We start from the raw sequence: 26431 nt of genomic DNA on the forward strand, positions 1-26431 counted from the left end.
CCTCGGTCCCGCTTCGGACGGCGCTGAAAACGTTGACCAGACCGAGCCGGGTGGGCAGTTGGTCGCCGAGCCACGGGGCCAGTTCGTCGGCATCGAGCACGGCCAACAGGCTGAGCGGGGTTCCTGCCGTGGCCTGCGGCCATGGCGTTCCCGGTTCTAGAAGCGCTGGTCCCCCTGCCCGACATCGGCCGGTCGGCGGCCTATCGGAGTCGGCGGGCTTCAATGCGAAACCCGGCTGGGCCAAAGCAGACATCTGTGGACCGAGGCGCTCACCCAAGAACTCGATGCACAGTTGGCGAATTTCAGCCATGGCGCTTCTTCGGTCCATGGACCGATCTCAGCAGACGATCCCGACGATTTCTCGATTCTTCACTGAGTGCGCGGGATGATGCCCGCTGTGACCACGTGGTCACGGGCCCCGCCCGCGATTCACCGGGCGATCCGGATCGATACGCTGCGCCAGATGAGCGGTGTCGCGTCCGTGGTGACCCTCGTCGAACTGCTGCGGGACAACCCGGAGTCCTGCCGGTGGACGGGCGGGCTGAGCCCGGAGGACCTCGACCGGGCAGAGCGGGAGCTCGGGACGGCGTTCCCTCCCGCCTACCGCCGCTTCCTCGCCGAACTCGGCTCCTGCGACGTGGACGGTACGGAGTTCCTCGGCGTCTACCGGACGCCCGCCATCGGCGACACCCTCCTGGGCACGGTCAGCGAGACACTCCAGGCGCGGACGGACCCGCGCTTCCCGCCGGACCTGCTGGTGATCCAGCACGACGGGATGGGCGGGCTCGTCTCCCTCGACGTCTCGCGCAGGGACGACGCGGGTGAATCGCCGGTCGTCGTCTGGGATCCGGGGTCCGCCGACCGCGGCGGTCCCGAACGGCTCGCCGACGACTTCGGCGCCTACGCCCTGCGACAGTGCCGCCGAGCACTCACCAGGGGCGGTTGACATCACGAACGCCACGCCCCCGTTCGCGCTGCATGCCAAGACGCTGCCGGACGGCCGCAGGGCGACGGCGAGTACCTGGCGATCGACACGACCAGGCTGCCCGCGGCCACCAGCAGCGCCACGGTCACCATCAGGGTGACCGCACCGAACGGCGGCTGACGCGGCGGCGCGGTCAGCCTTCCAGGAACGCCTTCAGCGCGCGAGCGAGGAGGTACGGGTCGTCGGCGCCGCAAAGCTCGCGGGCGGAGTGCATCGACAGCATGGGCACGCCGATGTCGACGGTCATGATGCCGTGGCGGGCGGCGGTGATCGGGCCGATCGTCGTGCCGCACGCCACCGCGTTGTTGGAGACGTACTCCTGGCAGGGGACGCCCGCCCGCTCGCAAGCGACGGTGAAGACGCCGCGCCCGACCGCGTCGGTGGCGTACCGCTGGTTGGCGTTGACCTTGAGAATCGGCCCCCGGTTCGGCATCGGGTGGTGCGTGGGGTCGTGCTTCTCGGGGTAGTTCGGGTGGACGGCGTGGCCGGTGTCGGCGGAGACGCAGATCGTGCCGGCGAAGGCCCGAGCTCGCTGGTCGTACGAGCCGCCGCGCGCGAAGACGGACCGTTCGAGGACGGTGCCGAGGATCGGGCTCTCCGCCCCCGTCTCGGCCTGGCTGCCGTTCTCCTCGTGGTCGAAGGCGGCGAGGACGGGGATGTAGGGCAGGTCGGGTGAGCCGGCGGCCACGGCGGCCAGCGCGGCGGTGCCCGCGTGCGTCGACAGCTGGTTGTCGAGCCGCGCGGCGGCCAGGAACTCCCGGTCCCGGCCGAGGTACGCGGGCGGCTGGACGTCGTGGACCATGAGGTCCCAGCCGACGATCTCAGACGCCTCGACCCCCGCCTCCTCGGCGATGAACCGGATCAGCGCGCCCTCGTCGACTCCACCGAGGGACCAGATGGGCTGCAGGTGCCGCTGCCGGTTGAGGAGAAGGCCGTTGTCGTTGACGCCCCGGTCGAGGTGGGGGGCGAGCTGTGGCACCCTCAGCAGCGGCCGGTCGACGGCGACCAGGCGCGTGCCGCCGTCACGGAACGCGATGCGGCCGGAGAGCCCGAGGTCACGGTCGAGCCAGCTGTTCAGCAGCGGGCCGCCATAGACCTCCACGGAGATTTGCCGCCAGCCGTACGCGCCCGAGTCGGGCCGCGGCTTGATCCGGAGGTTGGGCGAGTCGGTGTGCGCGCCGACGATCCGGAACGGCGTCTCCGGGAGCGCGCTCTCCGGGACGTACCAGGCGACGATCGTCCCGCCGCGTACGACGTATCGCCCTCCCGCCTCACCGGTCCAGGGATCCGTCTCTGCGAGCCGCCGGAATCCGGCCTTCTCCAGGCGCTCGGCGGCACTCTGCACCGCGTGGTACGGGGACGGGCTGGCGGCGACGAAGTCGGCGAGGTCGTCGGTGTGGCCGCGGTCGAAGTGGGTCTGCGCGCTCATGGGTCAAGGATAAGGAGGGCACCCCCGGCCGTCGGGCGGTCCGGCCACGTCCGGCCGTCTACGGGCGAGGCCGCCGCTCCCCCGGCAGGGGTCCGGCGCGCGAGGTGGGGCCAGCACCACCATCGGTCGGGTGGTCACCTCCCCGGGGGACCGGGTGCTCACCGGCTGGGGCGCGGATCCCCGAATTCCTACCGTCATCAGCGAGGACACGAACCCGCCGGACGGTGAAGGGGAAACGCCGATGAAGGACAACATGGCCGCGCGATTGGGCGGCTGGAGCGCCCGCCATAGAAAGACCGCGATATTCGGGTGGCTGCTGTTCGTGGTCGCGGCGGTGCTCATCGGCGGCATGGTGGGCCAGAAGCAGCTGACCAACGGCGAGGAGGGCACCGGGGACTCCGGGCGCGCGGTCCGCATTCTCGAGGACGCGGGCATCAAGAGCCCGGCCACGGAGATGGTGCTCGTGCACAGCGCGGCTCCGGACGGTTTCCGCGCGGCGATCCCGGACGTGACCCGCGCGATCCGGGACAGCGGGCGGGCGGCCACGGTACGCGCGCCGCTGGTCTCCCGTGATCACCGGGACGCGCTGGTGCAGTTCGACATGGCCGGTGATCCGAAGACGGCGGCAGACCGGGTGGAACCGGTGCAGGCCGCGGTGGCGCGGGCGGGGACCCGCCATCCCGAGGTCCGGGTGGAGGAGTTCGGGGACGCCTCCGGCGAGCGCTGGTTCAACAACACGATGGGCAAGGACTTCTCCCGCGCGGAGCTGACCGCCCTGCCACTGGCGCTCGGCATCCTGCTGGTCGCCTTCGGGGCGCTGCTCGCGGCCGTTCTGCCGGTGGGCGTCGCGCTGACCGCGTTCCTGGCGGCGAACGGGCTGCTCGCGGTCGTCAGCCACGCCATCCACATGGACGGTTCGGCGAGCTCGGTGATGCTGCTGATGGGTCTCGCCGTGGGCGTCGACTACTGCCTGTTCTACCTGCGCAGGGAGCGCGAGGAACGCGCCGCCGGGCGCGACCGGGAGACCGCGCTGCGCATCGCCGCCGCGACGTCCGGCCGGTCGGTGCTGGTGTCCGGGCTGACGGTCATGGTGGCGATGGCCGGAATGTTCCTGTCCGGGATGCTGCTGTTCGAGGGCTTCGCGGTCGCGACGATCCTCGTGGTGCTGATCGCGGTGATCGGATCGGTCACGGTCCTGCCCGCCCTGCTGTCGCTGCTCGGCGACAAGGTGGAGTTCGGCCGCATCCCGTTCCTGCGCCGGAGGCGGTCGACCGGCCGGTTCTGGAACGCCGTGCTGCGCCCCGTGCTGGCCCGTCCGGGCATCTCCGCGGTGCTGGCCACCGGGTTCCTGCTGGCGCTGGCCGCCCCGGCGCTCGGCATGCACACCGAGAAGCTCCGGATGGAGCAGCAGCTGCCGAAGAACGTCGCCCTGATCAAGACGTACCACCACATCAACGCGGCGTTCCCCGGCGGCCCCGACCCCGCTCTCGTCGTCGTCAAGGCGTCCGACGTCCAGGCACCCCGCGTACGGCAGGCGATCCGGTCGCTGCAGGACGCCGCCAAGCGGGACGGGGAGTTCGGGCAGCCGATCCGCGCGCAGGTCCACGCGGCGGCCGGCGTCGCCACCATCAGCGTGCCCCTGACCGGCAACGGCTCCGACGCGACGTCACGGCACGCGCTGGCGACCCTGCGGCAGCGCCTGGTGCCCTCGGCGTTCGGCGGGGTCGCCGAGGCGCACGTCGCCGGCACCCTGGCCCTCTCCAACGACTGGAACGCCCAGCTGCGGCGCAGCATCGTGCCGGTCTTCGTCTTCGTGCTGAGCATCACCTTCGTGCTGATGCTGATCTCGTTCCGCTCCGTGCCCATCGCCGCCACCGCGATCGTGCTGAACCTGCTGTCGGTCGGCGCGGCGTACGGGGTGATGGTGGCGGTGTTCCAGCATGGCTGGGGCGCCGGCCTCGTCGGCACCCAGGGCGTCGGGGCCATCGAGGCCTGGCTGCCGCTGTTCGTCTTCGTGGTGCTGTTCGGGCTGTCGATGGACTACCACGTCTTCGTCGTCTCCCGCATCCGCGAGGCCCATGACCAGGGCACGCCGACGACGGCGGCGGTGGCGCAGGGCATCCGCGCCACCGCGGGCGCCGTGACCAGCGCGGCCGTCATCATGGTCGCGGTGTTCGCCGTCTTCGGGACGCTGTCGATGCAGGACTTCAAGCAGATGGGCGTGGGCCTGTCCATCGCCGTGCTGCTGGACGCCACGATCGTACGGGCGGTGCTGCTCCCGGCGGTGATGACGCTGCTCGGCGAGAGGAACTGGTACCTCCCGCGTCTGCTGTCCTGGCTGCCCGGACCGTCCCACGGCGAGGCACCGGCCCCCGCCGCGCCCGCCGCGTCACAGCCGCCGTACGTCTCCACCAGGGCCTGAGCCCGGCCGGCCCCGGCGGAGCCTCGACGAGGGACCGGATCACATCGATCCGGTCCCTCGTCGACGGGCTGTGCCGGCTCCCCTGGCGCCTACGTGGAGCGGCTCAGTCAAGGAGGAGGTGCCGTGTCGCGGCTCAGGGATCCTGGCTACGAGTGGTGGCCGCCTCGGGGCTTGCGCAGGACGAACCGGTCGAGCTCCTGGTAGTCGGCGGAGCCCAGGTCGGCGCCGTAGTGCGTCACGGTGATCTGGGTGTTCCCGCCCGGGGCGTGCGGCTCGAAGTCGAACGCGGCGAACCCGTACGGGCGTTGCAGGTCGCGGTACGCCGACCATGGCGCCGGCTCGGTGGCGGTCTTGGAAACGCGCTGGGTGGTCGGGTCGCCGGAACCCACGTCGTAGATGACCACTCCGTCGTGCGGGGAGTCGAACGCCGACCACGGCGTCGCGGACGAGTGTCCTCCGCCACCGATGATCATGTGGACGGCACCCTTGGTCGTGTCGATGACGGACGCGTCGGTCGCCTGTGGCGCCGGGGTGAGCAGGGAGCTGCCGGGCAGCACGCCCTTGACCGGGAACGTCCGCTCGAAATGGTGCTCGTGGCCGGCGACGACGAGGTCGACGCCGTACTTGTCGAACAGCGGCAGGAACTCGCGGCGAATGCCGAGGTCCGCGCCGTTGAAATGCGCCGACGACATCGCGACCTGGTGCATGCAGACGATGATCCAGTCGATGGCGGGGTCCTCGCTCGCCGCGCGGAGCGTCCGCTCCAGCCATGCCTTCTGCGCACCGTGGCTGTACCCCCGGATGTAGGGGTCGTAGCCCTTGTCCTTGTAGCCGGGGACGTTGTCCCGGCGGTACGCGCTGAACGCGCCGTCCTGCAGGCACACGTCGTCATTGTTGATGGAGACGACCCGGATCGGCCCGACCGTGAAGGCGTACCAGTTCCCGGCGTACTCCCGCGACCCGTTGCCCGGCAGCGCAAAGCGGGTTCGGTAGGACAGGTAGCCGTCCGGGCCGTTGCCGACCTCGTTCTCGTGATTGCCCGCGCACGGCATCCAGGGCCGGTTCCGCGCCGACCGCTGGTTGTTGTTGAAGAACGACTGCCACGTCTGCACGGGGGCGTCGCTGACGTTGGCGTAGCACAGGTCGCCGTTGAGCAGGTGGAACAGGGGGTCCAGCCGCTCGACCGCGTCGACGATGTACCCGGCGTTCGGCGTCGCCGGCCCAAGCCCCTTCCCGACCTTGGCGGGGATGGCCTGGTCGCCGAAGCTGGTGAACCGGAAGCCCTTGGAACGGCCGTGGGGCGCGGTCCGGAACGACCCGCCGAGCGGCGCGGCGCCTCGGTGCGCGACGTGGTACTCGTAGCGGGTGTCGGCGGCGAGCCGGGGCAGCGCGGCGTGGTAGGTGAAGACGGTCTCGCCGGTGAGCGCCTCGGTGTAGACGCGTTCCTCCGCGTGGATCTCCGACCCGAGCCCGTGGCCCGGCCGGCCGAGCCGTACGGCCGGCCGGCGGACGCGCTGCGGCGCCGCCCACGACACCGCCACCTCGTGGGCCGCGTCGGCTCCGAACTGCAGGTGCAGCTGCTCCGGCGCCGGGGACCCGGCCTCATCGGGGGTCGTCACCAGCGCCGCCGCGCTCCCCGGCCGGGCCAGCATGGGCGCTGCGACGGCCAGCCCACCCAGGCCGCGCAGGACGTTACGCCTGGCGATCTCGTTGCGCGGCTCGTTCTGGGACTCGGCCATCAGGGCTCCTCATCGCTCGATACCGGAGAGCACGATGATCGGCCCTGATGATCGGCGAGTAAACCGATCGCCTCCGGAGGATGAATTCCTACCCGAGCGCGAGGGCGGCCAAGGCGGCGTTGACGATGGAGCCCGGGAGCAGGTCGTGCATTTCGTACAGCTCGCCGATCGAGCCGGATTGGCCGAACTGGTCGACGCCGAGTGGCACGCACGGCACGCCGAACGCCGACCCGAGCCACGCGAGCGCGTGCGACGCGGCGTCGTGCACGGTGACGATCGGTGCCCGAACCGGGAACGCCGCGCGGAGCACGCCCGCCTCGGACGGGGTCGCCGCCGTCCGGACGCCCTGCCGGAGGGTCCGCTGCCACGCGGAGTACAGCCGGTCCGGGGAGGTCAGGTCCACGACGTGCGCGGCGATGCCCTCCTCTTCCAGCTCGCGGGCCGCGGCCAGCGCCTCGGGCAGGACGGCGCCGGAGGCCGCGAGCTGCACGGCCGGCCCGTCGACCTCCGACCGGTGCAGCAGGTACGCCCCGGCGAGCACCTGGCGGCGCAGGACCGCGTCGCCGAGCCGGTCCCGCGCCTCCTCGAACGGCGTCTGGTCCAGGGGCCGGGTGGTCAGGCGGAAGTAGTAGGCGCCGTCCTCGGCCGGGACCGCGGTGGTGGTCTCCGCCGGGCCGGCGGCGATCCGGCCGAGCGCGTCGCACAGCAGCCAGTCGAGGGCGGTGGCGTAGGCGGGTTCGAGGTAGGTGACGTTCGGGAGTTCCAGGCCGATCGAGGCGGTGATCGTCGACTGGTGCGCCCCGCCCTCGGGCGCGAGCGTCACCCCGGACGGCGTGCCCGCGACGACGAACCGCGCCCCGGAGTAGACGCTGTAGATGAAGGCGTCCAGCCCCCGGCAGACGAACGGGTCATAGACCGTGCCGACCGGCAGCAACGGCTGCCCGTGCAGGTCGCCGGCGAGCCCGAGCTGGCCGAGGAGCAGGAAGAGGTTCATCTCCGAGATGCCCAGCTCGATGTGCTGGCCCGTCGGCCCCTCGGTCCACTTGAGCAACGGGTCGACGCTCCACGCCCGCTGCTCGGCCGGCGCGAACACGCCCTTGCGGTTGATGAAACCGGCGAGGTTGGTCGAGGTGGCCACGTCCGGCGCGGTCGTGACGAGGTACGGCGCGACGTCCTCGGCACGGGACAGGTCGACCAGGATCTTGCCGAACGCGTCTTGCGTCGAGACGGGACGGGACGTGCGCACCCCGGTCGCCGCCGGAACCGTGACGCCCAGCGCGCCGGGGGCGGGCGTCCGGCGCAGCGCCTCGCGCCGCTGGTTGCACAGGATGCCCTCGGGGGTCGCCGGGTCGAACCGCGCCCAGTCGTCGGTCAGCCCCAGAGACGCGCGGAACGCCTCGATCTGCTCGCCGGTGAGCAGCGCGGAGTGGTTGCGCGGGTTCCCGGCGATCGGCAGGCCGTAGCCCTTCACCGTGTACGCGAACACCACGCTGGGCCGGTCGGTCACCGCGTCGCACTGGGCGTACGCCTCGAGCATGGCGACCAGGTCGTGGCCGCCCAGGTCCTGCACCAGCGTGGCGAGCTCGTCGTCGGGCAGGCCGGCGACGGCGTCGGCGACCTCGGCGGGCGCCCCGTCCAGGAACGTCTCGCGCAGTTTCGCGCCGGTCAGTCCGAACAGCGCCTGGTAGTGCTCGTTCGGCATCGCGTCGATCCAGCGGCGGACGGCGGCGGGCGCGGCGCGCAGCCGCCGGCCGTACTTGACCTCGACGACGTGCCAGCCCGCCGCCTCGAACTGGCCGCGCCACTGCGCGATCCGCATTCCCGGCACGACGCGGTCCAGGGACTGACGGTTGAAATCGACGACCCACATGACGTTGCCGAGGCCTTGGGTGGCCGGGTCGGCGATGGCCTCCCAGACGTTGCCCTCGTCGAGTTCGGCGTCGCCGAGCAGCGCGACGAACCGCGCCTTCGGGGCCGAGGCGCCGCGCCAGTGGGCGTCGACGTAGCGGCGGACGGCGGCGGCGAACAGCGGCGCGGCCGCGCCCAGGCCCACGGAGCCGGTGGAGAAGTCGACGTCGTCGGGGTCCTTCGTACGGCTCGGGTACGACTGCAGGCCGCCGCGGGCGCGCAGGGTCGTGAGGTAGGACCGGTCGAGGTCCCCCAGGAGGTACTTGACGGCGTGGAAGACCGGGGAGGCGTGCGGCTTGACGCTCACCCGGTCCTCGGCGTTCAGGTGCGCGAACCACAGCGCGGTCATCGCGGTGACGAGCGAGGCGCTCGACGCCTGGTGCCCGCCGACCTTCACTCCGTCGCCGGTGTCGCGCTCCCGGTTGGCCGCGTCGACGATGCGCACGGCCAGCCAGAGCACCCGGCGCTGGATCTCCTCCAGCACGGTCAGGTCGACGCCGGCCAGCTCCGCACCCGCGACCTCATTGTCACGAACATCCTGCATGTCAGCCCCTTAGCGGAACAGTGCGCTGTATCCGTTCAGCGCGGGTTGCCCTCCCAGATGAGCGTAGAGGACGTTGGATCCGGCCTCGATCTCGCGGTTCGCCACCAGATCGACCAGCCCGGCCATGGACTTGCCCTCGTACACGGGGTCGGTGATCATCCCCTCGAGGCGTGCGGCCAGCCGCATCGCCTCCAGGGTCTGCTCATCCGGGATGCCGTACGTGCCGGCGTGGTAGCGGTCGTCGAGGACGATCTCGTCGTCGGCGACCTCCGTCCCGATCAGCGCGGCCGTGCCCCGGGCGATCCGCGCGATCTGGTCCCACGTCTCCTTCGGCTTGGCCGAGCCGTCGATGCCGATGATCCGGCGTCCCTTCCCCGCGAAACCGGCGACCATCCCGGCCTGCGTGCTGCCGGTGACCGAGCAGACGACGATGGTGTCGAAGCGGACGCCGAGCTCGCGCTCCTGCTCCTCGACCTCACGTGCCCAGCGGGCGAAGCCGAGCCCGCCGAGACGGTGGTCCGACGCGCCCGCCGGGATGGCGTACGGCCTGCCGCCCCGGGCGCGGACGTCCTCCAGGGCCTTCTCCCAGCTCTCCTTGAACTCGATGCCGAACCCGGCCTCGACCAGGCGGACGTCGGCCCCCAGCAGCCGGGACAGCAGGATGTTGCCGACCCGGTCGTAGACGGCGTCGGGCCACTCGACCCAGCTCTCCTGCACCAGCACGCACTTCAGGCCGAGCCGGGCGGCGACGGCGGCGACCTGCCGGGTGTGGTTGGACTGCACGCCCCCGATCGACACCAGCGTGTCGCAGCCCTGCGCGAGCGCGTCGGCGGCGAGGTACTCCAGCTTGCGCGTCTTGTTGCCGCCGTAGGCGAGGCCGGAGTTGCAGTCCTCGCGCTTGGCCCACAGGTTCACGGCGCCGCCGAGGTGCTCGGTGAGCCGGGGCATGAGGTGCACGGGCGAGGGCCCGAACAGCAGTGACTCGCGGGGGAAGTCGTCCAGTGTCGTCACGGGGTCTCCTTGTCGAGTAGGTCGCCGAGCGTGGCCCAGATCTCGGTGGTGGCGGCCACGGCGGCCTCGGTGTCGCCCGCGGCGCAGGCGTTGATCAGGCGGTCGTGCAGGGCGATGGAGCGCCGGCCCGGAAGGGAGCCGAACCGCAGCCGCTCCAGCCGCCGGATCAGCGGCAGGTGGCGTTCGATCGTCGTGGCCACGGCGCGGTTGCCCGCCGCGGCCACGGGAACGTCGTGCAGCTCGTCGTCGGCGGCCAGCGCCGCCGGAACGTCGCCGGCGTCGAGGGCGGCGGCGAACCGCGCGTTGGCCGCGCGCATCGTCTCGATGTGCCGCTCCGTCAGCACCGGCACCGCCGCGCGCACCGCGAGCTCGTGCATGGCCCGGACGACCACGTAGGCGTCCCGGACGTCGCGGACGACGAGCGGGGTGACGCGGGTGTAGGCGTGCGGCTTGGTCTCGACGAGCCCCTCGTCGGCGAGGCGGGCGAGCGCCTCACGGACCGGCGTGCGCGACAGACCGACCCGCTCGGCCAGCTCTCCGTCACGGATGATCTCTCCGGGCGCGAGGTCGCCATCGATGATGGCGTCGCGCAGTATCCGGTACGCCTGGTCGCGCAGCAGTGACCGGTCGAGACGAGGAAGCCGTTCAGAGGGCATGCAATATATTAGATATTGCACTGTTCATCATGTCAACACCCTGTGTGACATCTGCATCATCGCCGCCCATCGCCCGTTCATAGGATTTCCTCGATCACCGGAGCGTGTGCGCGTCTCAGCGGCGGGGGCCGGCATGCGCGTACGTCGTGCTCGCATGCCGCCACACGCCCGGTACGGTTGGCCCGTGCTGCCGAACGTCACCGCCACGCGCTACGTGACACCCCTCCGGGAGGGCGGGTCCCTGCCCGCCATCGTCGAGGCCGACGACCTGGGCACGTACGTCGTGAAGTTCCACGGCGCCGGGCAGGGGCGCAAGGCGCTGATCGCCGAGATCATCGCCGGTGAGCTCGGCCGAAGGCTCGGCCTCCGGGTGCCCGACCTGGTGACCGTGGACGTCGACCCGGCGATCGCCCGCCACGAGCCCGACCCCGACATCCAGGACCTGCTCAAGGCCAGCCCCGGCCGCAACCTCGGCGTCGACTACCTACCCGGCTCCCTCGGCTTCGATCCGCTGGCCTGGACGCCCCAGGCCGACTTCGCCGCGTCCGTCCTGTGGTTCGACGCGCTGATCGGCAACGTCGACCGCAGCTGGCGCAACCCGAACCTCCTGGTCTGGCACGGCGACGTCTGGCTGATCGACCACGGCGCGAGCCTGTACTTCCACCACGCCTGGGCCTCGGCGGACAAGCTGATCTCCCGGCCGTACGACGCGAGCGACCACGTGCTGGCGACGTTCGTCGACGACGCCGGGCTGGCCTGCGCCGGCCGCGACCTCGGCCCGAAGATCACCGAGGATCTGCTGCGCGAGGTCGTGGCGCTCATCCCCGAGGAGTGGCTGGCCGACGAGCCCGGCTTCGACTCCCCCGCCGGCGTCGCGGCCGCGTACGTCACGCACCTGAGCACCCGGGTGGCCACTCCCGACGTCTGGCTGCCCGAGGTCGGAGAGGCCCGGCCGGCGGTCCCCCGGACCGAGCGCCCATCGACTCGACCGAAATGGGCCCGATGAACATCTTCGAGTACGCCGTCCTGCGGGTCATCCCTCGAGTCGAACGCGGCGAGACCATCAACGTCGGGGTGATCCTCTACTGCCAGACCGAGGACTTCCTCGGCTGCCGGACCCACCTCGACGACGTGCGGCTCCGCGCGCTGGCTCCGGATCTCGACGTCGACGGCGTACGAGCGGCGCTCAAGGCGGTCGACGACGTCTGCTGCGGCGGACCGCGGGCGGGTCAGGCAGCGGGCGAGTCCCTGGGCGCGCGGTTCCGCTGGCTGACCGCGCCGCGCAGCACCGTCGTCCAGCCCGGCCCGGTCCACTCGGGCCTCACCGCCGACGCCGCCGCCGACCTCGACCGCCTGCTCGACGTCCTCGTCCGCTGACTCCCACCCGGCCATTCGTCCGCAACTGGGCGATCCGATGGAAGACAACCCTCGCGCGCGGGCCTGCGGCGGTCAGCGGGACGCGGGGAAGCCCAGGTCCGGACCGGCCACCGTCTCAGCCGGGTCCGGCCAGAGGGTCGTGATGACCTTGCCGCGCGTGTAGAAGTGCACGGCTTCGCTGCCGTACATGCGGTGGTCGCCGAAGGCCGAGTCCTTCCAGCCGCCGAAGGAGTGGTAGCCCGCCGGCACCGGCATCGGCACGTTCACTCCGACCATGCCGGTCTCGACCTCCAGCTGGAACCGGCGGACCGCGCCGCCATCGCGGGTGAAGATCGCGCTGGCGTTGCCGTACGGGGAGCCGTTGATGATTTCCATGGCCTCCTCGTAGGTCTCCGCGCGGAGCACGCACAGGACGGGACCGAAGATCTCGTTCCGGTAGGCGTCCGAGTCCGTGCTGACCTTGTCGAGGAGCGACATACCCATCCAGAACCCGTTCTCCAGGCCCTCGACGGTGAAGCCCCTGCCGTCGAGCACCACGTCGGCTCCCTGGGCGGCCGCGCCCGCGACGTAGTCCGCGACCTCGTCGCGGTGCGCCTTGGTGACGAGCGGCCCCATCTCGGACGTCGGGTCGTTGCCCGGGCCGATCTTGATCTTCGCGGCGCGCTCGGCGATCCGGGACACCAGCGCGTCGCCCGCCGAGCCGACCGCGACCACCACGGAGACTGCCATGCAGCGCTGGCCCGCGGAGCCGTAGGCGGCGGACACGGCGGCGTCGGCCGTCGCGTCGAGGTCGGCGTCGGGCAGGACCAGCATGTGGTTCTTCGCGCCACCGAGGGCCTGGACGCGCTTGCCGCCGGCGGACGCCCTGCTGTAGACGTGGCGGGCGACCGGCGTGGAGCCCACGAACGACACGGCCGCCACGTCCGGGTGGTCGAGCAGCGCGTCCACCGCGACCTCGTCGCCGTGCAGGATGTTGAGCACACCGGCGGGCACGCCGGCCTCGGCCGCGAGCTCCGCGAGGAGCATGGATGCGGACGGGGCCTTGCTGCTCGGCTTGTGGACGAAGGTGTTCCCGCAGGCGATCGCCATGGGGAACATCCACATGCTGATCATCGCGGGGAAGTTGAACGGTGAGATGCCGACGATCACACCGAGCGGCTGGCGGATCGACGCCACGTCGATGCGGCTCGACACCTCCGTGGACGTGTCGCCCTTGAGCGCCGTGCCGAGCCCGCAGGCCAGTTCGACGATCTCCAGGCCCCGGGCCACCTCGGCCAGCGCGTCTGAGTGGATCTTGCCCTGCTCAGCCGTGATCAGCGCGGCGATGTCGTCGCGGCGCGCGTCCAGCAGGGCGCGGTAGCGGAAGAGGATCGCGATCCGCTGAGTGAGCGGGGACGTGCGCCAGGTGGCGTAAGCCTCCTTCGCCGCGGCGACCGCGGCGTCGACCTCGTCGGCACCGGCCATCGCCACTTGCGTGGTGACCTCTCCGGTCGCGGGGTCGGTCACGGGACTCCAGGTGCCGGACGCGCCTGAAGCGTCTCCGAAGGGCTTGCCACCGATCCAGTGGGTGACGGTCTTCATCGGCGGAACTCCTTCAAAGATGACGGCGGCGGCTGCGAGGTTCCTGTGTCGTACACCTCGTCCGCGCGGGTTGGACTGTTGGCACCGAAGCTACCCATCTGGTCTCCACATACAGGCGCTTGGGAGCCTCGCGACCCGAAGTGCCTCCCTCAGGTCCCATACCGTCGTGGCGTGGGTCACATACATGCCGAGCGCCGCCGCGGTCGACTGGGTGGATTCGCCTCCCAGCAGGGAGTAAGCCGGTCGTGGTCTCGGTTCTGGTCGAAGGCGCACAATGGGCGTACGGAAATCCGACGAACGGGGGTCCGGCGCTGGCCGACCGGCTCCCTGATCCGTCGCGGAACACTCGACGACCAGCGCTCAACGGGTCGCCAGTGTCTGCACCGCGCCCGGCCGGGAGGCATCCGATGAACCACAGGCGCCCTGGAAGGGGCCCGCTCACCGTGACAGTGTTCGTCTTCCCGGGGGTGCGGCTGCTCGATGTGACCGGTCCCATCGAGGTGTTCGCTTCGGCGAACGAGTTCGGCGGACGCTATCGGGTGCAGACCGTGTCCGAGGACGGGGCGGAGGTGATCACCTCCGCCGGGACCCGCCTCAGCGCTGACCTGCGTGTCGATGATGTACGTGAGCCGTGCGACGTTTTGGTGGTCCCGGGCGGTCCGGAATGGGAAACGCTGATCAAGGACGACGCGTTCTTGGATGTCGTCCGGCGACTCCATGAGAAGGCCCGCTGCACGGCATCGGTGTGCACGGGAGCGTTTCTGCTGGCAGCGGCCGGACTATTGGATGGGCGTCGCGCCGCGACGCACTGGCGGCACTCACAGCAACTGGCCCTGCGTTTCCCGTCCGTACGGGTCGAACCGGACGCCATCTTCGTGCGGGACGGGCAAATGATGACCTCGGCAGGTGTCAGCGCCGGCATCGACCTGTCCTTGGCGCTCGTCGAAGATCACTACGGTGCAGAGGTTGCTCGAGCGGTTGCCAAAGACATGGTCGTCTTCATGCAACGACCGGGGGGCCAGTCCCAATTCAGCGTCCGCTCCCAGGTCCCGCACTCCCCCCGGGAGACGCTCCGCCGGGTGCTGGACGAGGTCGCTGAGAACCCCGGGGCCAACCACACAGTGTCGGCCATGGCACGCAGGGCAGGCATCAGCGTCCGTCACGTGACCCGGCTCTTCTACGAAGAGGTGAGAACCACTCCGGCCCGGTATGTGGAGCAGGTCCGGTTGGAAGCCGCCCGGGTGCTGCTGGAGACGGGTGATGACTCCATGGCGGTGGTAGCGCGGCGTACAGGGTTCGGCTCACCTGAGTCGATGCGCAGAGCATTTGTGCGGCACCTGGCTGTGACGCCGGGTGCGTACCGGGCCAGTTTCCGCACGACCGGCGTGGGCACGAAGGATTCGGTGTCCGAAGCCGTCTCGCCGTAGTCGAGGCGCAACGGGCTGCCCGCTTCACCGGCGAATGCACCTCGGGCGACGCGCAGAGCAGACCCGTCAGCGACAGGGAGCTGTCCAGCCCTCCTCGTGCGCCAGCGTCAGATCGAAGGCGTCGTGGTCGCTGTCGTCGAGGGTGAAGGGGGCGGTTTGGGCAAGGTACCCCGCAGCGACGACGGTGTAGTGGTCGCGTTCGAGATCGGTGAAGGCGTAGGAGCCGTCCTCGGCGGTGAGTGTCTTGCCGACGACGTTGCCCGCCGGGTCGAGGAGGGTGACACGGGCCTGGGAGATCGGGCGGCCGTCAGTGGTGGTGCGGACGGTGCCCTTGAGCACGGTCGGCCCGTCGAGCCGCGCCTCCGGCTCGCCGGTCTGCCGGTCCGCGTGCCCGCCGGTGGGCCGGCGCCGCATGTGCCTGGCGGCATGGTGCAGGGAGTGGCTGGACACCACCACCCAGGCGATGACGAGCAGCTCGTAGAACACCACGGCCAACCAGGCGAACGCGTCCGAGCCGGTCCGCGCCGCAAGGGCGCCGGTGGCCGTCACGCAGGCGCCGATCGGGAAGATGAAAGACCACCAGGTGGGCGCGAAAGGCAGCCCGGCCCGGATCGTCCGTACGGTCAGCCCCGTGGCCAGCACCACCCACAGCATGGCGAAGCCCCACACCACGATCCCGCCCAGCAGCGCGAACACCGCGGCGCCCCGCGCGTAGGGCGCAGCCAGCGCGCTCGGCGCCGCCGTGGCCAGCGCGCCGAGCGCCGTCACCGACTGGCCCAACGCCCCCGCCCCGATCCACACCGTAGGCACCACCGTTCCAGTGGGGGCCTCATGGTGCACCAGGCGGCCGTAAATCATGGCCAGCACCAGCAGCGTCGCGACCAGGCCGAGCCCGAGCATCGCGTAGCAGCCCAGCATCAGGGCGAGCCGCACCTGCCCCGCCCGCGCATGAGGGACAAGCAGCGCGCCCGTCGCGGCCGAGACCATCGGCGGCACCACCGGCAGCAGCCAGCCCCCGAACGCCGCGTCCGGCGCGAAGCGGTGCCGGGTGACCATCAGATAAGGCACCGTGCAGGCCGCGACAAGACCGAGCACGGTACCGAGCGACCACAGCACCCAGTCCACGTCCAGCGCCGCCTGGGGCCCGATCAGCCGGCGGCCGAGCAGCAGCGCCCCGGAGCCCACCGTGAGCAGCGCTATCGGCGGCGCGCCGAAGAACTGGACCATCACCGGATCACCGGCGTGCAACCGCAGCGCCCGCTGCCGGAGGTAACCGACAGCCAGCACGAGTAGCAGGAGCGCGGCGGCCAGCCAGACCACCAGGGCGGCAGTCCGCAGCCCGTGGAGCCGTGGCAGGGTGACCGCCGCATTGGCGACGATGGCAGTGCCCATCACGGCCGCGAACCAACTGGGGCCGAGGACCGTACGCCTCTTTCTGTTTGCCGTAGGTGCGAAAGGGCCGGCGCACGGGGGACGATTCATTCCCCGAACCCTATGTTCGGGTTGAGGAGCACTGTCGATCATGTCCTGATGTAAGCGCTGCATGGCGCACATCGAGCGACCGCCATAGCGGGGCAACCCCAAAGAGCCGAACCAGCCGGGTCGCTAGGACGGTGCGGCAGGTCTTCGTTGTCAGAAGGGCACCTCTTCCTCTTCCCCGGGGACTGTCGGCTGCGGATCGCGGGTGAGAAAGGTCGTGATCCCCCGTTGGAAGTCGTCGAAGGCGACGGGAGGCCCCCCGGCCTGTGCCTTCGCCGCGGCCCACGCCGGCGTGAGCACGGCTCCGACCGCGTGCTTGGCGGCCCGGACGGCCGCGCTGGGATGGCGGGTGATGTGCAACACCAGCCTGCGGGTGGCCGTGGCCAGCTCCTCGTCCGGCACACAGCGGGTGGCGAGCCCGAGACTCACCGCCTCGGCGGCGGAGACGAGACGGCCCGTGTACAGCAGTTCCCGCGCGACGCCGGGCCCGGCGAGCACGGCCAGCCGCGCGGCGAAGGCGGGGCTGACGAGGATGCCGAGCCGTGCGATCGGCATCCCGATCCGCGCGCTCTCCGCCATGACCTGCAGGTCACAGGCCAGGGCCAGCTGGCAGCCCGCTCCGGCGGCGACGCCCTCGACCTGCGCGATGACCGGCACCGGCAGGTCCTCGATCGCGGTGAAGGCGGCCTCCATCGCGGCGAAGCTGTCCGCGACCCCGGTGACGTCCGCCTCGACCCATTCCCGCATGTCCGAACCGGAGCTGAACATGCCGCCCTGGCCACGGACGACCACGGCGCGCAGCTCGTCGTCGCGGGCGAGGTCGCGGAACGTCCGTTCGAGTTCGCGCCAGTCCGCGCTGGACAGCGCGTTGCCGCGGCGCCCGTCGCCGACGGCGACTTCGGCCACCTCCACGTCACGGTGCAATCTGACCTTCATCGGATGTCGCCCTCCTCCCGCATCGCGGCGATCTCCTCGGCGGTGAGACCGAGTTCGGCGAGCACCTCGTCGGTGTGCTCGCCGAGGCCGGGCGGCGCGGACCGTACGGCCGGCGGCTGCGCCGACAGCTTGATCGGCGAGCCGAGCATGCGCAGCCGTCCCGCCTGCGGGTGCTCGGTCTCGACCACCATCTCCCGGGCGAGCACCTGCGGATGCGCGAGCGCCTCCGGCACGGTGTTGATCGGTCCGGCCGGCACGCCCGCCTCGGTGAGGACGTCCGCCCACTCGGCGCTGGTCCGGGCGGCCAGTGTCTCCTCGAGGAGGGCCAGCAGTTCCTCCCGGTTGCCCACCCGGTCCTTGTTGGTGGCGAAGCGCGGGTCCTCGGCGAGATGGCCGAGGCCGACGGCCGCCGTGAAGCGCCGCCACAGGCCGTCGTTGCCCACGGCGACCATGAGGTGGCCGTCGGCGGTGGGCAACGCCTGGTACGGCACGATCGACGGGTGGGCGGAGCCGTACCGGCGCGGTGTCTCTCCGGTGGCGAAGTAGCCCCCCGCCACGTAGGTCAGCCAGGCGATCTGGCCGTCGAGCAGCGAGATGTCGACGTGCTGCCCGCGGCCGGTCTGCCGGCGCGCGTTGAGCGCGGCGAGGACTCCGATGACCGCCCACATCCCGGCCCCGAGGTCGGCCCCGGAGGTGCCCATCCGCACCGGCGGGCCGTCGGCCTCTCCGGTCACGCTCATGATCCCGCTCATCGCCTGGGCGACGGCGTCGTACCCGGCCCGTTCGGCGTACGGGCCGGTGTGGCCGTATCCACTGATCGACCCGTACACCAGACCGGGATTGCGGGCCGACAGCTCCTCGTAGCCGAGGCCGAGGCGGGCGGCGGTGCCCGGCCGGAAGTTCTCCAGGACCACGTCGGCGCGGTCGGCGAGCCGCTGAACGACGTCACGGCCCTTCTCGGACTTCAGGTCGACGCTGATGGAGCGCTTGTTGCGGTTGACGGACAGGAAGTACGCCGCGTCATCCCCCTGGAACGGCGGCCCCCACTGCCGGGTGTCGTCGCCCTTCCGGGTGTCCTCGACCTTGATCACGTCCGCGCCGAGGTCCGCCATGATCATGCTGGCGAACGGCCCGGACAGGATCCGGGACAGGTCGAGTACCCGCACACCGGCGAGCGCGCCGTCGGACATCGCTCCTCCAATTGGTTGGACCACTGGACCTTAAGGCCAATGGTAGAGTGTCGTAAACCACCTCCAAGGGCGTCAAGAGGGCGAAGTGTCCGAATCTCTCCGTCCCCTGGCCCGGCCCCGCCTGTACGAACAGGTCGCCGCCAGGCTCCGCGAGCACGTCGTCGATCAGGGCCTGCGGGCCGGCGACCGTCTTCCCCCCGAACGGGAACTCGCCGACCGGCTGGAGGTCAGCCGCACCTCCGTACGGCAGGCGATCGTCGCCCTCGAGGTCCAGGGGCTCATCGAGGTCCGGCACGGCGGCGGCAACTACCTCCTCCGCGACCGCCTCGAAGCCGAGCCGCTGGAGAGCCTCCTCTCCCGCAAGCGGCGGCTGCCGGAGATCCTGGAGGCGCGCGACGCGGCCGAGACCAAGCTGGCCTCCCTCGCCGCCGAGCGCCGGACCGCCGCGGACCTCGCCGCCATCGACACGGCCCTGGACGCCATGCGGTCCGCGATCGAACGCGGCGAACTCTGCGTCGACGAGGACGAGCGGTTCCACGGCGCGGTGATCGCGGCCGCGCGCAGCCCACTGCTCGCCGACTTCATGGGCCACCTGTCCCGGGAGATCACCGAGAGCCGCCGCGAGTCCCTGCGCCAGCCCGGCAGACCGGCCAACTCACTGCTCCAGCACGAGAAGGTCGCCGAGGCCATCCGCGCCGGCGACCCCGCCGCCGCGGCCGAAGCCATGCACTCCCACGTCCAGAGCGTCGGCGACGTCAAGCTCCTGAACTGGGCCCCCGACGCCTGATCGGAACCACCGGGCGGAAGCGATACTGAGGCCAACCCCCGGGGAGATCACCCGTGAAGTTCGATGACGTCGTCGGGCTGCTGACCATCACGACGGTGTCAGTGTGCGCCGTCGCCGCCATCGGGACGCGGTGGAAGAAGCGTGTGCCGCTCGGCCTGGGAGTGCGCCACGGTGCGGTCTCCGAGCTGACGACCGGTCTGGTGATCGGCACGTCGGTGATGACGCTTCTGTCATCGGCGCTGCTGGCCGCCGGACGGGGCCGAGTCGAGCACATCGGGATCGACGTGGAACGGCTCGGGCTCGGGTTCCTCGTGCTGGCCGTCGCGGCGCTCGGCGAGGAGGTGGTCTACCGCTCGCTGCTGCTGACCGGCCTGATCGTGCTCGTCCGCCGTCCCGTCGTCGCCCTGGCGTTGTCGGCAGCGCTGTTCGGGCTCGTCCATCTCACCGGCAGCCCCGACGCCACCGCGATCTCCCTCCTCAGCAACGCGATGGGCGGCGTGATGTACGGCGTGGCCTTCCTGCGCACCGGCCGGATCTGGATGCCCGTCGGTGTCCATTTCGCATGGAACTTCGTTCAGGGAACCTTGTTCGGCTTTCCCATCAGCGACGAGACCGCCTACAGCGGCGCGATCCTGCACCTCCGAATCGACCAGCACGACCGCTGGCTCGGAGGAGGCGCCTACGGACCAGAGGGCAGCATCCTTAGCTTGCTCGCACGCGGCGCCATCATCGTCCTCATCCTCCTGGCGACCCGAGACCGCAACCCCGGAATCGGCCGTGTGGAAGACCGCGAGGTGAAAACGGAGAGATGACTGGAGCCGGTGCTTACGCATCATCCGGCGAGGTTGTGTCCCGAGCGACGATCGCAAGGGAGAAGTCGGCGACCTCGACGCAGTCTCCGCCCTCATGCGTACTGGCGGTACTCTTGCGCCACTGGATGGCCAGCAGGTCAGACGCGTTCATAGCTCTCCATCACTTCTTTGATCAGGGCTCGCGACCGGACCACGTCAAGGGTGTGGCCTTGAATGAGATCCCAGGTTACGACCTTGAGCGCGACCCTGTCGTGTCCCTCCACGAGCTTGCCCTCCCCGGATGACTCGGTGTACACGACATCGGGCTTGTCGTCGAATCCGAGAATGGTGAAGCCGCCCGCAAGTCCGGCGTAATACCCCACGCCATCGGGGACGACCTGGATCTTGACCTTGCTGTCCGCGTCACTGAGCTCGAGAAGGTGCGCGAGTTGTTCCCGCATGATCTCGCAGCTACCGACGGTCCGGCGGATCACTCCTTCATCAAGGATGAAGAAGACGTGCGGAGGATTTGCCTGGAAGAGGAGCTCCTTTCGCTTCATGCGTGCCGCGATCGCACTGTCGGCTAGGTCCGGGCTCAAGGTATAGCCCATGACCGCACGCGAGTATGCCTCGGTCTGGAACAGGCCCGTGATCAGCAGAGGCTCGAACTTCTGGATCTTCGAAGCCTGCTTTTCGAGCTCCACGTACTTCTCGAAGCCCGGCATAATCGTGGTGAGATGGCGCGTGTCGTTAACCAGCTTCCAGAGCTTGTAGAACTGCTCACCGGCCACGAAAAAGGTATCGAGGTCTTGAGCGAACGCCTTCGATGGCATGTTCTTCGCCACCTCGATCTGGCCGACGTATTGGGGCGAGCATCCGAGCTTCTCGGCCAGTTCGTTCTTGCTCAGCTCGGCGGTGGAACGCCGCGTCTCTAGCGCGATGCCGAACGCGCGGATTGCTGGGGCTTCGTGTGGGTCACGCTGTGCTGCCATCGGGGGATCTCCGGAGGTAGGTGGCGAAATCAGTCGGTGTGCCTGCCGATCAAGCTTGCATGGTTCGCGTCAGGTTCCGCTGCGGTAGCCGGTGGTTCATGGCGCAACGTAACGCGCCTTGTGAGTGTTGTCACCGAAATCGCAACGACAAATCAACGGGGGTCAGTCGTGAAACCGCACACATCGGCACATATTCGCGGGTACGCGAAGTGGTTGGCCCAGGAATGTCAGGCGGCAGGGCTCGCCGCTGAGCAGTACGGCGCCGACATACTCGTTCGGGGAACGAGCGACCACCTCAACGAGAGCATCACCTGCAAACCGGACGCGCAGGGGCATGTCCGCTGGCACTGGTCCTGGGGCGTGCCGATCGGTCACTTGGACGACTCCTCTCGGCTGCTCGACGTCGACGACGTCGAGGAGCTGGTTCGGTCGATCAAGAGCGTCGTCGCGATTCCGCCTCGGTGAATGGAGTGACGATGACGACACCCGAAGATCGGCTCATGCGCTCGCTTTCCACGCTTCGCGCACTAATCGACTCATTGACGACGGCGCGCTCCCCTTCGGCGGCCAACGAGCTGCTTCAGCTTGATTTCCTCGTCCGGAAGTATCCGGCCGCGGCGTGGAAGAGCCTGCAGCTCCAGCAGCGGGCTCGTACCGACCTGCCGGCGCCTCCGGGGTGGTCACCGACGCCGGACGTCGACGGGCTTCCGCTCTGGCAGTGGGCCGGCGGCCAGGTCTGCGTGGCGACCGGTGACGTCGACCAGCTCCGGTTCCTCGGCGTGGCCCTGGCACGCTTCGATCAGATGACCGCCGAAGAACTCCACGCCTACCTGCGAGGCTGACCTGGGCGCTCCCGGCGCGATAGGACGCGCCGCGCCGCATACCGACGACGTTCCTCGTCAGGGGGTCGGCGGAGGAAGCGGTGCGATCTCCCGTGCGAAGTAGTCGAGCAACGGCTCGGCAGCGGCGTACAGGTCGGCGACTTCCCTGCCGGCCTCCGCGATTACCTCCGGATCGTCGAGTCGACGAGCGCCGTAGGCCGTTCCGTCCGCGTCGTACAGGACTTCGAACAGTACGCGGTCACCGAGGATCACGATCTCCGGCAACAAACGATCGGCCTCCAGGTGCCGCACTCTGGGCGCATCGATAACCCGCAAATCCTCACCCGCCCCAGCGAGGAGCCGGAAGTACTGCATCTCCCACTGAAGGTACGGTGTGACCGGGCGCTCAACCACCCGCAACCGGCGCGATTCCACCCCGAGACTGTCGTCTTCCGCTACCTTCGCCCTCACAGCGTCGCGTTCACGCTCATTAAGTTCAAGGGTGCGGTCCCAGTCGCCAGCCGCGAAAGCTTCCCAGCTCGGAACCCCGGGCTCCCGGAAAGTTTGGCGCCGCTCCAGCTTCCAGAAGGTGATCTGTTTATACGCCTCGTCATAGGCATCTGAATAGGCGGCTAGATCCAGTTCGAGGCCAGGAAGGTCGACTATACGATCAAGCATCAGGCATTTCCGGTTTAGCCGAAACGGCCATATTCCGCGGAATCACGACTAGGCGTTCGTTGACTCCGACGGATACGTCGCTTGGCAAGCGATCGGCGAATGCCTCAGTCATGTCCGTTCCGACGATAGCGATATCGCCGCTGCTCAGCTCCCATATGTCCGGACAGGTCTTGCCCTGGCTGGTGTTGCCCAACTCTGCCGCAGATTTCCCTAGTCGCCGCACGAACGTGGCGCGAGAGTCCGCCGTCCACCGTTGAGTCATCGCCGCCCCTCACCTCCGCTGCCCGCAGGATCCCACCGGATGCCCAGTCTGCAAGGCAAGCGGTTCGCCGAAATCCAAGTTGTATGCGCCGAAATTGATCTAGATGCGGGTGCTGCCACGGCCAAGGAGACGTTTAGCCAGCGTAGGGCCACGTGAGTGCTGTCCGTACGCAAGTCCGGCAATTAGCTAAACCGGAATCGATTCAGAAGGAGAGTCGTCGCCCCCGTCTACCGCAACGACACGGTCAAGGTCATCATCGCCTTGGTGAAGCCGCCCGCAAGGCCGGCGTAATAGCCCACAGCACCCGGGGTGTCCATTCTCGGGGTTGACCCGTCATCAGGCTGCTGGGGGTATCACAGTCCGGCGATGTCGATGTCGTGGCCCCGTACGGTGCCTCGATGGCGGCCTTCCAGTGCGAACTGTCCGGCATGAAGTCCGAGTGGATCGCGCAGGTCTATGCCCATCGCATGACCACCGCCTGACGTACCCGTACGGCCAGCGGACACCCGGTGCGGACAGCACGCGCATGGCCCGCACCGGACCGCCGCCCTTACTCCATTCGAACGGAGCGCCATCCTGTGGACACCGCTCTCAACGCCGACCTGCTCTCCGACCTCTGCCAGGCCGCCGGACTGCCCCTCCCGCAGAGGGAGCAGATACGGGTCTGGTCGATGTCCGGCGTGGAACGCCTTACCTTCCCCAACGGCACCACCACCGTCTTCAAATACGCCACCGAGCCGTTCACCCGCGAGGATCAGGCCCTCAGGCTCGCCACCAGGCATGGTCTTCCTGTGCCTGAAGTGATCGCGTCCACGGTCACGGGTGGCTGGCTCGGCATGCTGCTGGAAGACCTCGGCCCCACGTTTCGCGACGCGGACGACCGAGATGGCGTCGCCGCCGCCGTCGTCCTGCACCGCGCCGACAGCGCCGCCGAGCTGCCGATACTGGACGAGGAGGCCTTGCGCGCCCTGCCCAACCGAGCTCTGAGGCATCTCCACGGACTCCAGGAAGCCGGACGCTGGCAGAACACGACCGCCATCGGAGAGGCATTGACCCGGATCGCCGACGCCGCCGAGCAACGCGCCGGGGGCACCCGCATCGCCCCGTACGGCTGGGTGCACTCCGAGTTCCATCCCACCAGCATCCACATCGGCGAGCGAGGCCGGCACCTGCTGGACTTCGCCCGCGCGTTCACCGGGCCGGGACTGCTGGACCTGGCCAGCTGGTACGGCACCGTGGACGAGCCCGAACCGGCCCGCGTGCGAACGCTCATCGAGTCGTACGTCGACGCGGGCGGCCACCCCGACGCGCTGGCCGAGCGTGGCGGCCTGCAAGCCGAAGCATGGGCACTCGGCTGGCATCGGATCTGGGCGGTCGAATGGTTCATGGAACAGGCCATCTGCTGGATCAACGACCCCGACACCGACCCCGCTTACGTGAAGGTCGTGCACCGGCACCTGGACGACGCGGAGCGCCTGCTGGAGGCATAGATGCGTCGACGCACGCCATCGCAGCTGTTTGTACTCGGCTCTTTCGAAGTTACTCTGTGCGTCTTGATCAGCGGCACTGGGATTCGGGTGGGCTGGTGGACAGGGTTCTCATCGCGGGCATTTCGGGAGCCGGCAAGACGACGCTCGCGCGGTGGCTGTCCGAACAGCACGGCCTGCCCCGCTACGAGCTGGACGCGCTGCACCATGGACCGGGCTGGGTCAAACGCCCGGCGTTCGAGTCGGACGTGAAGGAGTTCAGCGCGCGGGATCGCTGGGTGACGGAGGACCAGTACCACCGGGCGCTCGGCGACCTGCTGTGGGAACGCGCCGATACGGTCGTCTGGCTCGACCTGCCCCGGCGCACGGTGATGTGGCGGGTCGTGCGGCGTTCCATCGTCCGCTCCGTCACGCGACGGCCGTTGTGGAACGGCAACCGGGAGAGCTTCCGCGACTGGCTCGACGCCGACCACCCCATCCGGTGGGCGTGGTCGCAGTACGACCGCAGAAGGAGAGAGACCGCGGAACGCGCCGCCCGCCACCCCGCCGTCACCGTTGTCCACCTGCGCACGGCCCGCCAGGCCCGCCGCTGGCTCAGCGAGGCAGGCCAACGCGGCTGATCAATCGCTGAAAGGGCCGCGTGAGATGAATCAGCCGAAGACATCCTCGAGGGACGTCGCTCGCACGGCTCGGTCCACCCAGAATTCGAGATAGCCCAGCTCCGCGCACGTCTCAATGCGCTCACGAACGTCTTTCGGGACGTCGATCTCGTGGGCGGCCAGAACCGCCAGAAGAGCACGAGTCCATCCCTTCCGCAGGCCCTCCATTGCACCCTCCGTCCATCCCTCTGCCCACCCTGTCGCCTTACCGTGCCCGAAATGTGCACGCGCAAAAGGGCTGTAGACGGGCCACTTGCCAGGCACGATTTCCTCCATGATGCGTCGGACCGCCGAGGCGGTCATATGTAAAGCAGCCTCATGACTGCAGCGCGAATGCCGAGAGCACCGGTTGTCCGTCAACGGCGGTGATCGGCAGCGACGAGCACCGCTCGTCGCTGAAAGTGCGGCTCAGCCGAACAGCTCGTCGACGCTCTGGACGACCCCGGCCTTCTTGAGCCACACGTCGAGCTCTTGAAGGTCCGTGCACGCATTGATGCGAGCACGAGCGCTCGCCGGAACCTCGATGCCCCGCGCTTCCAGAACCGTCAGAACGGCGTGAACTTCTCCTTCTGCCTTGCCGCGGCCAAAGTGTTGCTTTGCGAAGGGGCTGTAGACGGGCCAGGACGTAGAAGACACGAGCTCCTCCAGGATGCGTCGGACCGCCGCTGCGGCCATGTTGTAAGCGTACTCAAGGTACTGCGGAGCGTTATCGGGCTCTATCACTTCGAGCGCGTTGACGAACGCCTTCAGCACTGACTCCTGCCGACCGTGCATCATCACGCCCATCGCGGCAAGCTCGGGGTGGGCCGCGGCCTCGGCAGGGTCGGTGATGATCGGCACGTCGTTCGGGCCGAGCACCACGGCCCGGAAGACGTAACCGGGCAGTTCGGTCGCGATCGGCTCTGCGTAGTACGCCGCCGCGTCCGGGTCGGGGCACACGCAGAGCACGGTCACCGGCCGACGCAGCATCAGCCACAGCTGCGCGGCGTACCGGGGGAGCTGGCGTCGCTTTGACTCGGTCTTTTCCTGCTGGACTTCCATGATGATCCCGTGCAGCGTCGCCTGCGGAGGACCCACCGTGATCACTGTGTCCGGCTGGAAGTCCTTCGACGGCCGGTCGTTGAAGTCGTTCGACTCCACTTGCACCGACGCGGCCTCGGGGACATCGACGCCCTTCAGCTCGCGAAGAACCTCGACGGCGAACTCGGGGTGCCTGCGGAACATCTCGTTGATCGTGTCATGTCGGGGGGACGGCATGTCACGTAAAGCT

Annotated in this window: 25 protein-coding genes and 1 pseudogene; 11 read left to right on the forward strand and 15 right to left on the reverse strand. The window is 69.6% G+C overall.

Annotated features, from left to right (window positions below):
• Positions 1-28: 28 nt before the first annotated feature.
• Positions 29-328 (reverse strand): annotated as a pseudogene (locus NE236_RS45420) (DUF1963 domain-containing protein); the annotation flags it as partial.
• 135 nt (positions 329-463) lie between these two features.
• Here NE236_RS45420 and NE236_RS39405 point away from each other — a divergent pair.
• Complete coding sequence (locus NE236_RS39405) at positions 464-946, forward strand: SMI1/KNR4 family protein (RefSeq protein WP_252847403.1); 483 nt, start codon at positions 464-466, stop codon at positions 944-946.
• A gap of 172 nt (positions 947-1118) precedes the next feature.
• Here the strand turns inward: NE236_RS39405 and NE236_RS39410 are convergent, their stop codons facing one another.
• Entirely contained in the window at positions 1119-2414 is a 1296-nt protein-coding gene (locus NE236_RS39410; protein ID WP_252847404.1) for a M18 family aminopeptidase, read from the reverse strand.
• Positions 2415-2544: 130 nt separating this feature from the next.
• Between NE236_RS39410 and NE236_RS39415 the strand changes: the two genes are divergently transcribed.
• The gene (locus NE236_RS39415; protein ID WP_252847405.1) at positions 2545-4836 is read left to right on the forward strand and encodes an MMPL family transporter; all 2292 of its coding nucleotides are present in this window, start codon (positions 2545-2547) and stop codon (positions 4834-4836) included.
• Positions 4837-4982: 146 nt separating this feature from the next.
• On the opposite strand, the gene NE236_RS39420 is transcribed toward NE236_RS39415, so the two are convergent.
• The 4 genes from NE236_RS39420 to NE236_RS39435 all read right to left on the reverse strand — a co-directional run bounded on the left by NE236_RS39420 (position 4983) and on the right by NE236_RS39435 (position 10694).
• Entirely contained in the window at positions 4983-6575 is a 1593-nt protein-coding gene (locus tag NE236_RS39420; RefSeq protein WP_252847406.1) for a purple acid phosphatase family protein, read from the reverse strand.
• 88 nt (positions 6576-6663) lie between these two features.
• Complete coding sequence (locus tag NE236_RS39425; protein ID WP_252847407.1) at positions 6664-9027, reverse strand: thiamine pyrophosphate-binding protein; 2364 nt, start codon at positions 9025-9027, stop codon at positions 6664-6666.
• Between the two features lie 9 nt (positions 9028-9036).
• Entirely contained in the window at positions 9037-10038 is a 1002-nt protein-coding gene (locus tag NE236_RS39430; RefSeq protein WP_252847408.1) for a 1-aminocyclopropane-1-carboxylate deaminase, read from the reverse strand.
• Entirely contained in the window at positions 10035-10694 is a 660-nt protein-coding gene (locus NE236_RS39435) for a GntR family transcriptional regulator (RefSeq protein ID WP_252847409.1), read from the reverse strand. Before NE236_RS39435 ends, NE236_RS39430 begins: the two co-directional genes overlap by 4 nt.
• 184 nt (positions 10695-10878) lie before the next feature.
• Here NE236_RS39435 and NE236_RS39440 point away from each other — a divergent pair, with 184 nt between their 5' ends.
• Positions 10879-11700, forward strand: a complete 822-nt coding sequence (locus tag NE236_RS39440) for a HipA family kinase (protein WP_252847410.1) — start codon at positions 10879-10881, stop codon at positions 11698-11700.
• Entirely contained in the window at positions 11697-12071 is a 375-nt protein-coding gene (locus NE236_RS39445) for a DUF3037 domain-containing protein (protein ID WP_252847411.1), read from the forward strand. The genes NE236_RS39440 and NE236_RS39445 overlap by 4 nt, the downstream gene beginning before the upstream one ends.
• A 72-nt stretch (positions 12072-12143) precedes the next feature.
• On the opposite strand, the gene NE236_RS39450 is transcribed toward NE236_RS39445, so the two are convergent.
• Complete coding sequence (locus NE236_RS39450; RefSeq protein ID WP_252847412.1) at positions 12144-13652, reverse strand: CoA-acylating methylmalonate-semialdehyde dehydrogenase; 1509 nt, start codon at positions 13650-13652, stop codon at positions 12144-12146.
• A gap of 443 nt (positions 13653-14095) precedes the next feature.
• Between NE236_RS39450 and NE236_RS39455 the strand changes: the two genes are divergently transcribed.
• Positions 14096-15079 carry a GlxA family transcriptional regulator gene (locus NE236_RS39455; RefSeq protein WP_252847413.1) on the forward strand — a complete coding sequence of 328 codons (984 nt, stop codon included), beginning with the start codon at positions 14096-14098 and terminating at the stop codon, positions 15077-15079.
• Positions 15080-15145: 66 nt separating this feature from the next.
• Here the strand turns inward: NE236_RS39455 and NE236_RS39460 are convergent, their stop codons facing one another.
• From NE236_RS39460 to NE236_RS39470, 3 genes are all read right to left on the reverse strand, one after another.
• Entirely contained in the window at positions 15146-16633 is a 1488-nt protein-coding gene (locus NE236_RS39460; RefSeq protein ID WP_308209208.1) for an SLAC1 family transporter, read from the reverse strand.
• 78 nt (positions 16634-16711) lie between these two features.
• The gene (locus NE236_RS39465) at positions 16712-17494 is read right to left on the reverse strand and encodes an enoyl-CoA hydratase/isomerase family protein (RefSeq protein ID WP_252847415.1); all 783 of its coding nucleotides are present in this window, start codon (positions 17492-17494) and stop codon (positions 16712-16714) included.
• Positions 17491-18684, reverse strand: coding sequence for a CaiB/BaiF CoA transferase family protein (locus tag NE236_RS39470; protein ID WP_252847416.1), 1194 nt, complete (start codon positions 18682-18684; stop codon positions 17491-17493). The genes NE236_RS39465 and NE236_RS39470 overlap by 4 nt, the downstream gene beginning before the upstream one ends.
• An 85-nt stretch (positions 18685-18769) precedes the next feature.
• On the opposite strand from NE236_RS39470, the gene NE236_RS39475 reads away from it, so the two are divergent.
• Entirely contained in the window at positions 18770-19471 is a 702-nt protein-coding gene (locus NE236_RS39475; RefSeq protein WP_252847417.1) for a FadR/GntR family transcriptional regulator, read from the forward strand.
• Positions 19472-19524: 53 nt separating this feature from the next.
• Complete coding sequence (locus NE236_RS39480; RefSeq protein ID WP_252847418.1) at positions 19525-20283, forward strand: CPBP family intramembrane glutamic endopeptidase; 759 nt, start codon at positions 19525-19527, stop codon at positions 20281-20283.
• A 13-nt stretch (positions 20284-20296) separates the two neighbouring features.
• Here the strand turns inward: NE236_RS39480 and NE236_RS39485 are convergent, their stop codons facing one another.
• Both NE236_RS39485 and NE236_RS39490 read right to left on the reverse strand, forming a co-directional pair.
• Entirely contained in the window at positions 20297-20434 is a 138-nt protein-coding gene (locus NE236_RS39485) for a DUF397 domain-containing protein (RefSeq protein WP_252847419.1), read from the reverse strand.
• Positions 20421-21254, reverse strand: coding sequence for a helix-turn-helix domain-containing protein (locus NE236_RS39490; RefSeq protein ID WP_252847420.1), 834 nt, complete (start codon positions 21252-21254; stop codon positions 20421-20423). The genes NE236_RS39485 and NE236_RS39490 overlap by 14 nt, the downstream gene beginning before the upstream one ends.
• 213 nt (positions 21255-21467) lie before the next feature.
• Here NE236_RS39490 and NE236_RS39495 point away from each other — a divergent pair, with 213 nt between their 5' ends.
• Complete coding sequence (locus NE236_RS39495) at positions 21468-21719, forward strand: hypothetical protein (RefSeq protein ID WP_252847421.1); 252 nt, start codon at positions 21468-21470, stop codon at positions 21717-21719.
• An 11-nt stretch (positions 21720-21730) separates the two neighbouring features.
• Positions 21731-22096, forward strand: a complete 366-nt coding sequence (locus NE236_RS39500) for a hypothetical protein (RefSeq protein ID WP_252847422.1) — start codon at positions 21731-21733, stop codon at positions 22094-22096.
• A 57-nt stretch (positions 22097-22153) separates the two neighbouring features.
• Here the strand turns inward: NE236_RS39500 and NE236_RS39505 are convergent, their stop codons facing one another.
• A complete protein-coding gene (locus NE236_RS39505; protein ID WP_252847423.1) occupies positions 22154-22753 on the reverse strand; it encodes a DUF6879 family protein in 600 nt (199 codons plus the stop codon).
• A gap of 840 nt (positions 22754-23593) precedes the next feature.
• Here NE236_RS39505 and NE236_RS39515 point away from each other — a divergent pair.
• Entirely contained in the window at positions 23594-24505 is a 912-nt protein-coding gene (locus tag NE236_RS39515) for a phosphotransferase family protein (RefSeq protein WP_252847425.1), read from the forward strand.
• A gap of 95 nt (positions 24506-24600) precedes the next feature.
• A complete protein-coding gene (locus NE236_RS39520) occupies positions 24601-25122 on the forward strand; it encodes a P-loop NTPase family protein (RefSeq protein ID WP_252847426.1) in 522 nt (173 codons plus the stop codon).
• A 30-nt stretch (positions 25123-25152) separates the two neighbouring features.
• Here the strand turns inward: NE236_RS39520 and NE236_RS39525 are convergent, their stop codons facing one another.
• Together NE236_RS39525 and NE236_RS39530 are read right to left on the reverse strand one after the other, a co-directional pair.
• Positions 25153-25329 carry a hypothetical protein gene (locus tag NE236_RS39525; RefSeq protein WP_252847427.1) on the reverse strand — a complete coding sequence of 59 codons (177 nt, stop codon included), beginning with the start codon at positions 25327-25329 and terminating at the stop codon, positions 25153-25155.
• Positions 25330-25569: 240 nt separating this feature from the next.
• Positions 25570-26385 (reverse strand): hypothetical protein, encoded by an 816-nt coding sequence (locus NE236_RS39530; protein ID WP_252847428.1) that lies wholly within the window; start codon positions 26383-26385, stop codon positions 25570-25572.
• Between the last annotated feature and the right edge of the window lie 46 nt (positions 26386-26431).

It is taken from the genome of Actinoallomurus purpureus, assembly GCF_024055795.1.
Taxonomy (GTDB): Bacteria; Actinomycetota; Actinomycetes; order Streptosporangiales; family Streptosporangiaceae; genus Actinoallomurus; species Actinoallomurus purpureus.

Bases quoted from the DNA above. Each gene is read 5' to 3' on its own strand.
- NE236_RS39405 (WP_252847403.1), top strand. From the start codon at position 464: ATGAGCGGTGTCGCGTCCGTGGTGACCCTCGTCGAACTGCTGCGGGAC.
- NE236_RS39410 (WP_252847404.1), bottom strand. From the start codon at position 2,414: ATGAGCGCGCAGACCCACTTCGACCGCGGCCACACCGACGACCTCGCC.
- NE236_RS39420 (WP_252847406.1), bottom strand. From the start codon at position 6,575: ATGGCCGAGTCCCAGAACGAGCCGCGCAACGAGATCGCCAGGCGTAAC.
- NE236_RS39425 (WP_252847407.1), bottom strand. From the start codon at position 9,027: ATGCAGGATGTTCGTGACAATGAGGTCGCGGGTGCGGAGCTGGCCGGC.
- NE236_RS39435 (WP_252847409.1), bottom strand. From the start codon at position 10,694: ATGCCCTCTGAACGGCTTCCTCGTCTCGACCGGTCACTGCTGCGCGAC.
- NE236_RS39445 (WP_252847411.1), top strand. From the start codon at position 11,697: ATGAACATCTTCGAGTACGCCGTCCTGCGGGTCATCCCTCGAGTCGAA.
- NE236_RS39450 (WP_252847412.1), bottom strand. From the start codon at position 13,652: ATGAAGACCGTCACCCACTGGATCGGTGGCAAGCCCTTCGGAGACGCT.
- NE236_RS39460 (WP_308209208.1), bottom strand. From the start codon at position 16,633: ATGTGCGCCATGCAGCGCTTACATCAGGACATGATCGACAGTGCTCCT.
- NE236_RS39465 (WP_252847415.1), bottom strand. From the start codon at position 17,494: ATGAAGGTCAGATTGCACCGTGACGTGGAGGTGGCCGAAGTCGCCGTC.
- NE236_RS39470 (WP_252847416.1), bottom strand. From the start codon at position 18,684: ATGTCCGACGGCGCGCTCGCCGGTGTGCGGGTACTCGACCTGTCCCGG.
- NE236_RS39485 (WP_252847419.1), bottom strand. From the start codon at position 20,434: ATGAACGCGTCTGACCTGCTGGCCATCCAGTGGCGCAAGAGTACCGCC.
- NE236_RS39490 (WP_252847420.1), bottom strand. From the start codon at position 21,254: ATGGCAGCACAGCGTGACCCACACGAAGCCCCAGCAATCCGCGCGTTC.
- NE236_RS39500 (WP_252847422.1), top strand. From the start codon at position 21,731: ATGACGACACCCGAAGATCGGCTCATGCGCTCGCTTTCCACGCTTCGC.
- NE236_RS39505 (WP_252847423.1), bottom strand. From the start codon at position 22,753: ATGCTTGATCGTATAGTCGACCTTCCTGGCCTCGAACTGGATCTAGCC.
- NE236_RS39525 (WP_252847427.1), bottom strand. From the start codon at position 25,329: ATGGAGGGCCTGCGGAAGGGATGGACTCGTGCTCTTCTGGCGGTTCTG.
- NE236_RS39530 (WP_252847428.1), bottom strand. From the start codon at position 26,385: ATGTTCCGCAGGCACCCCGAGTTCGCCGTCGAGGTTCTTCGCGAGCTG.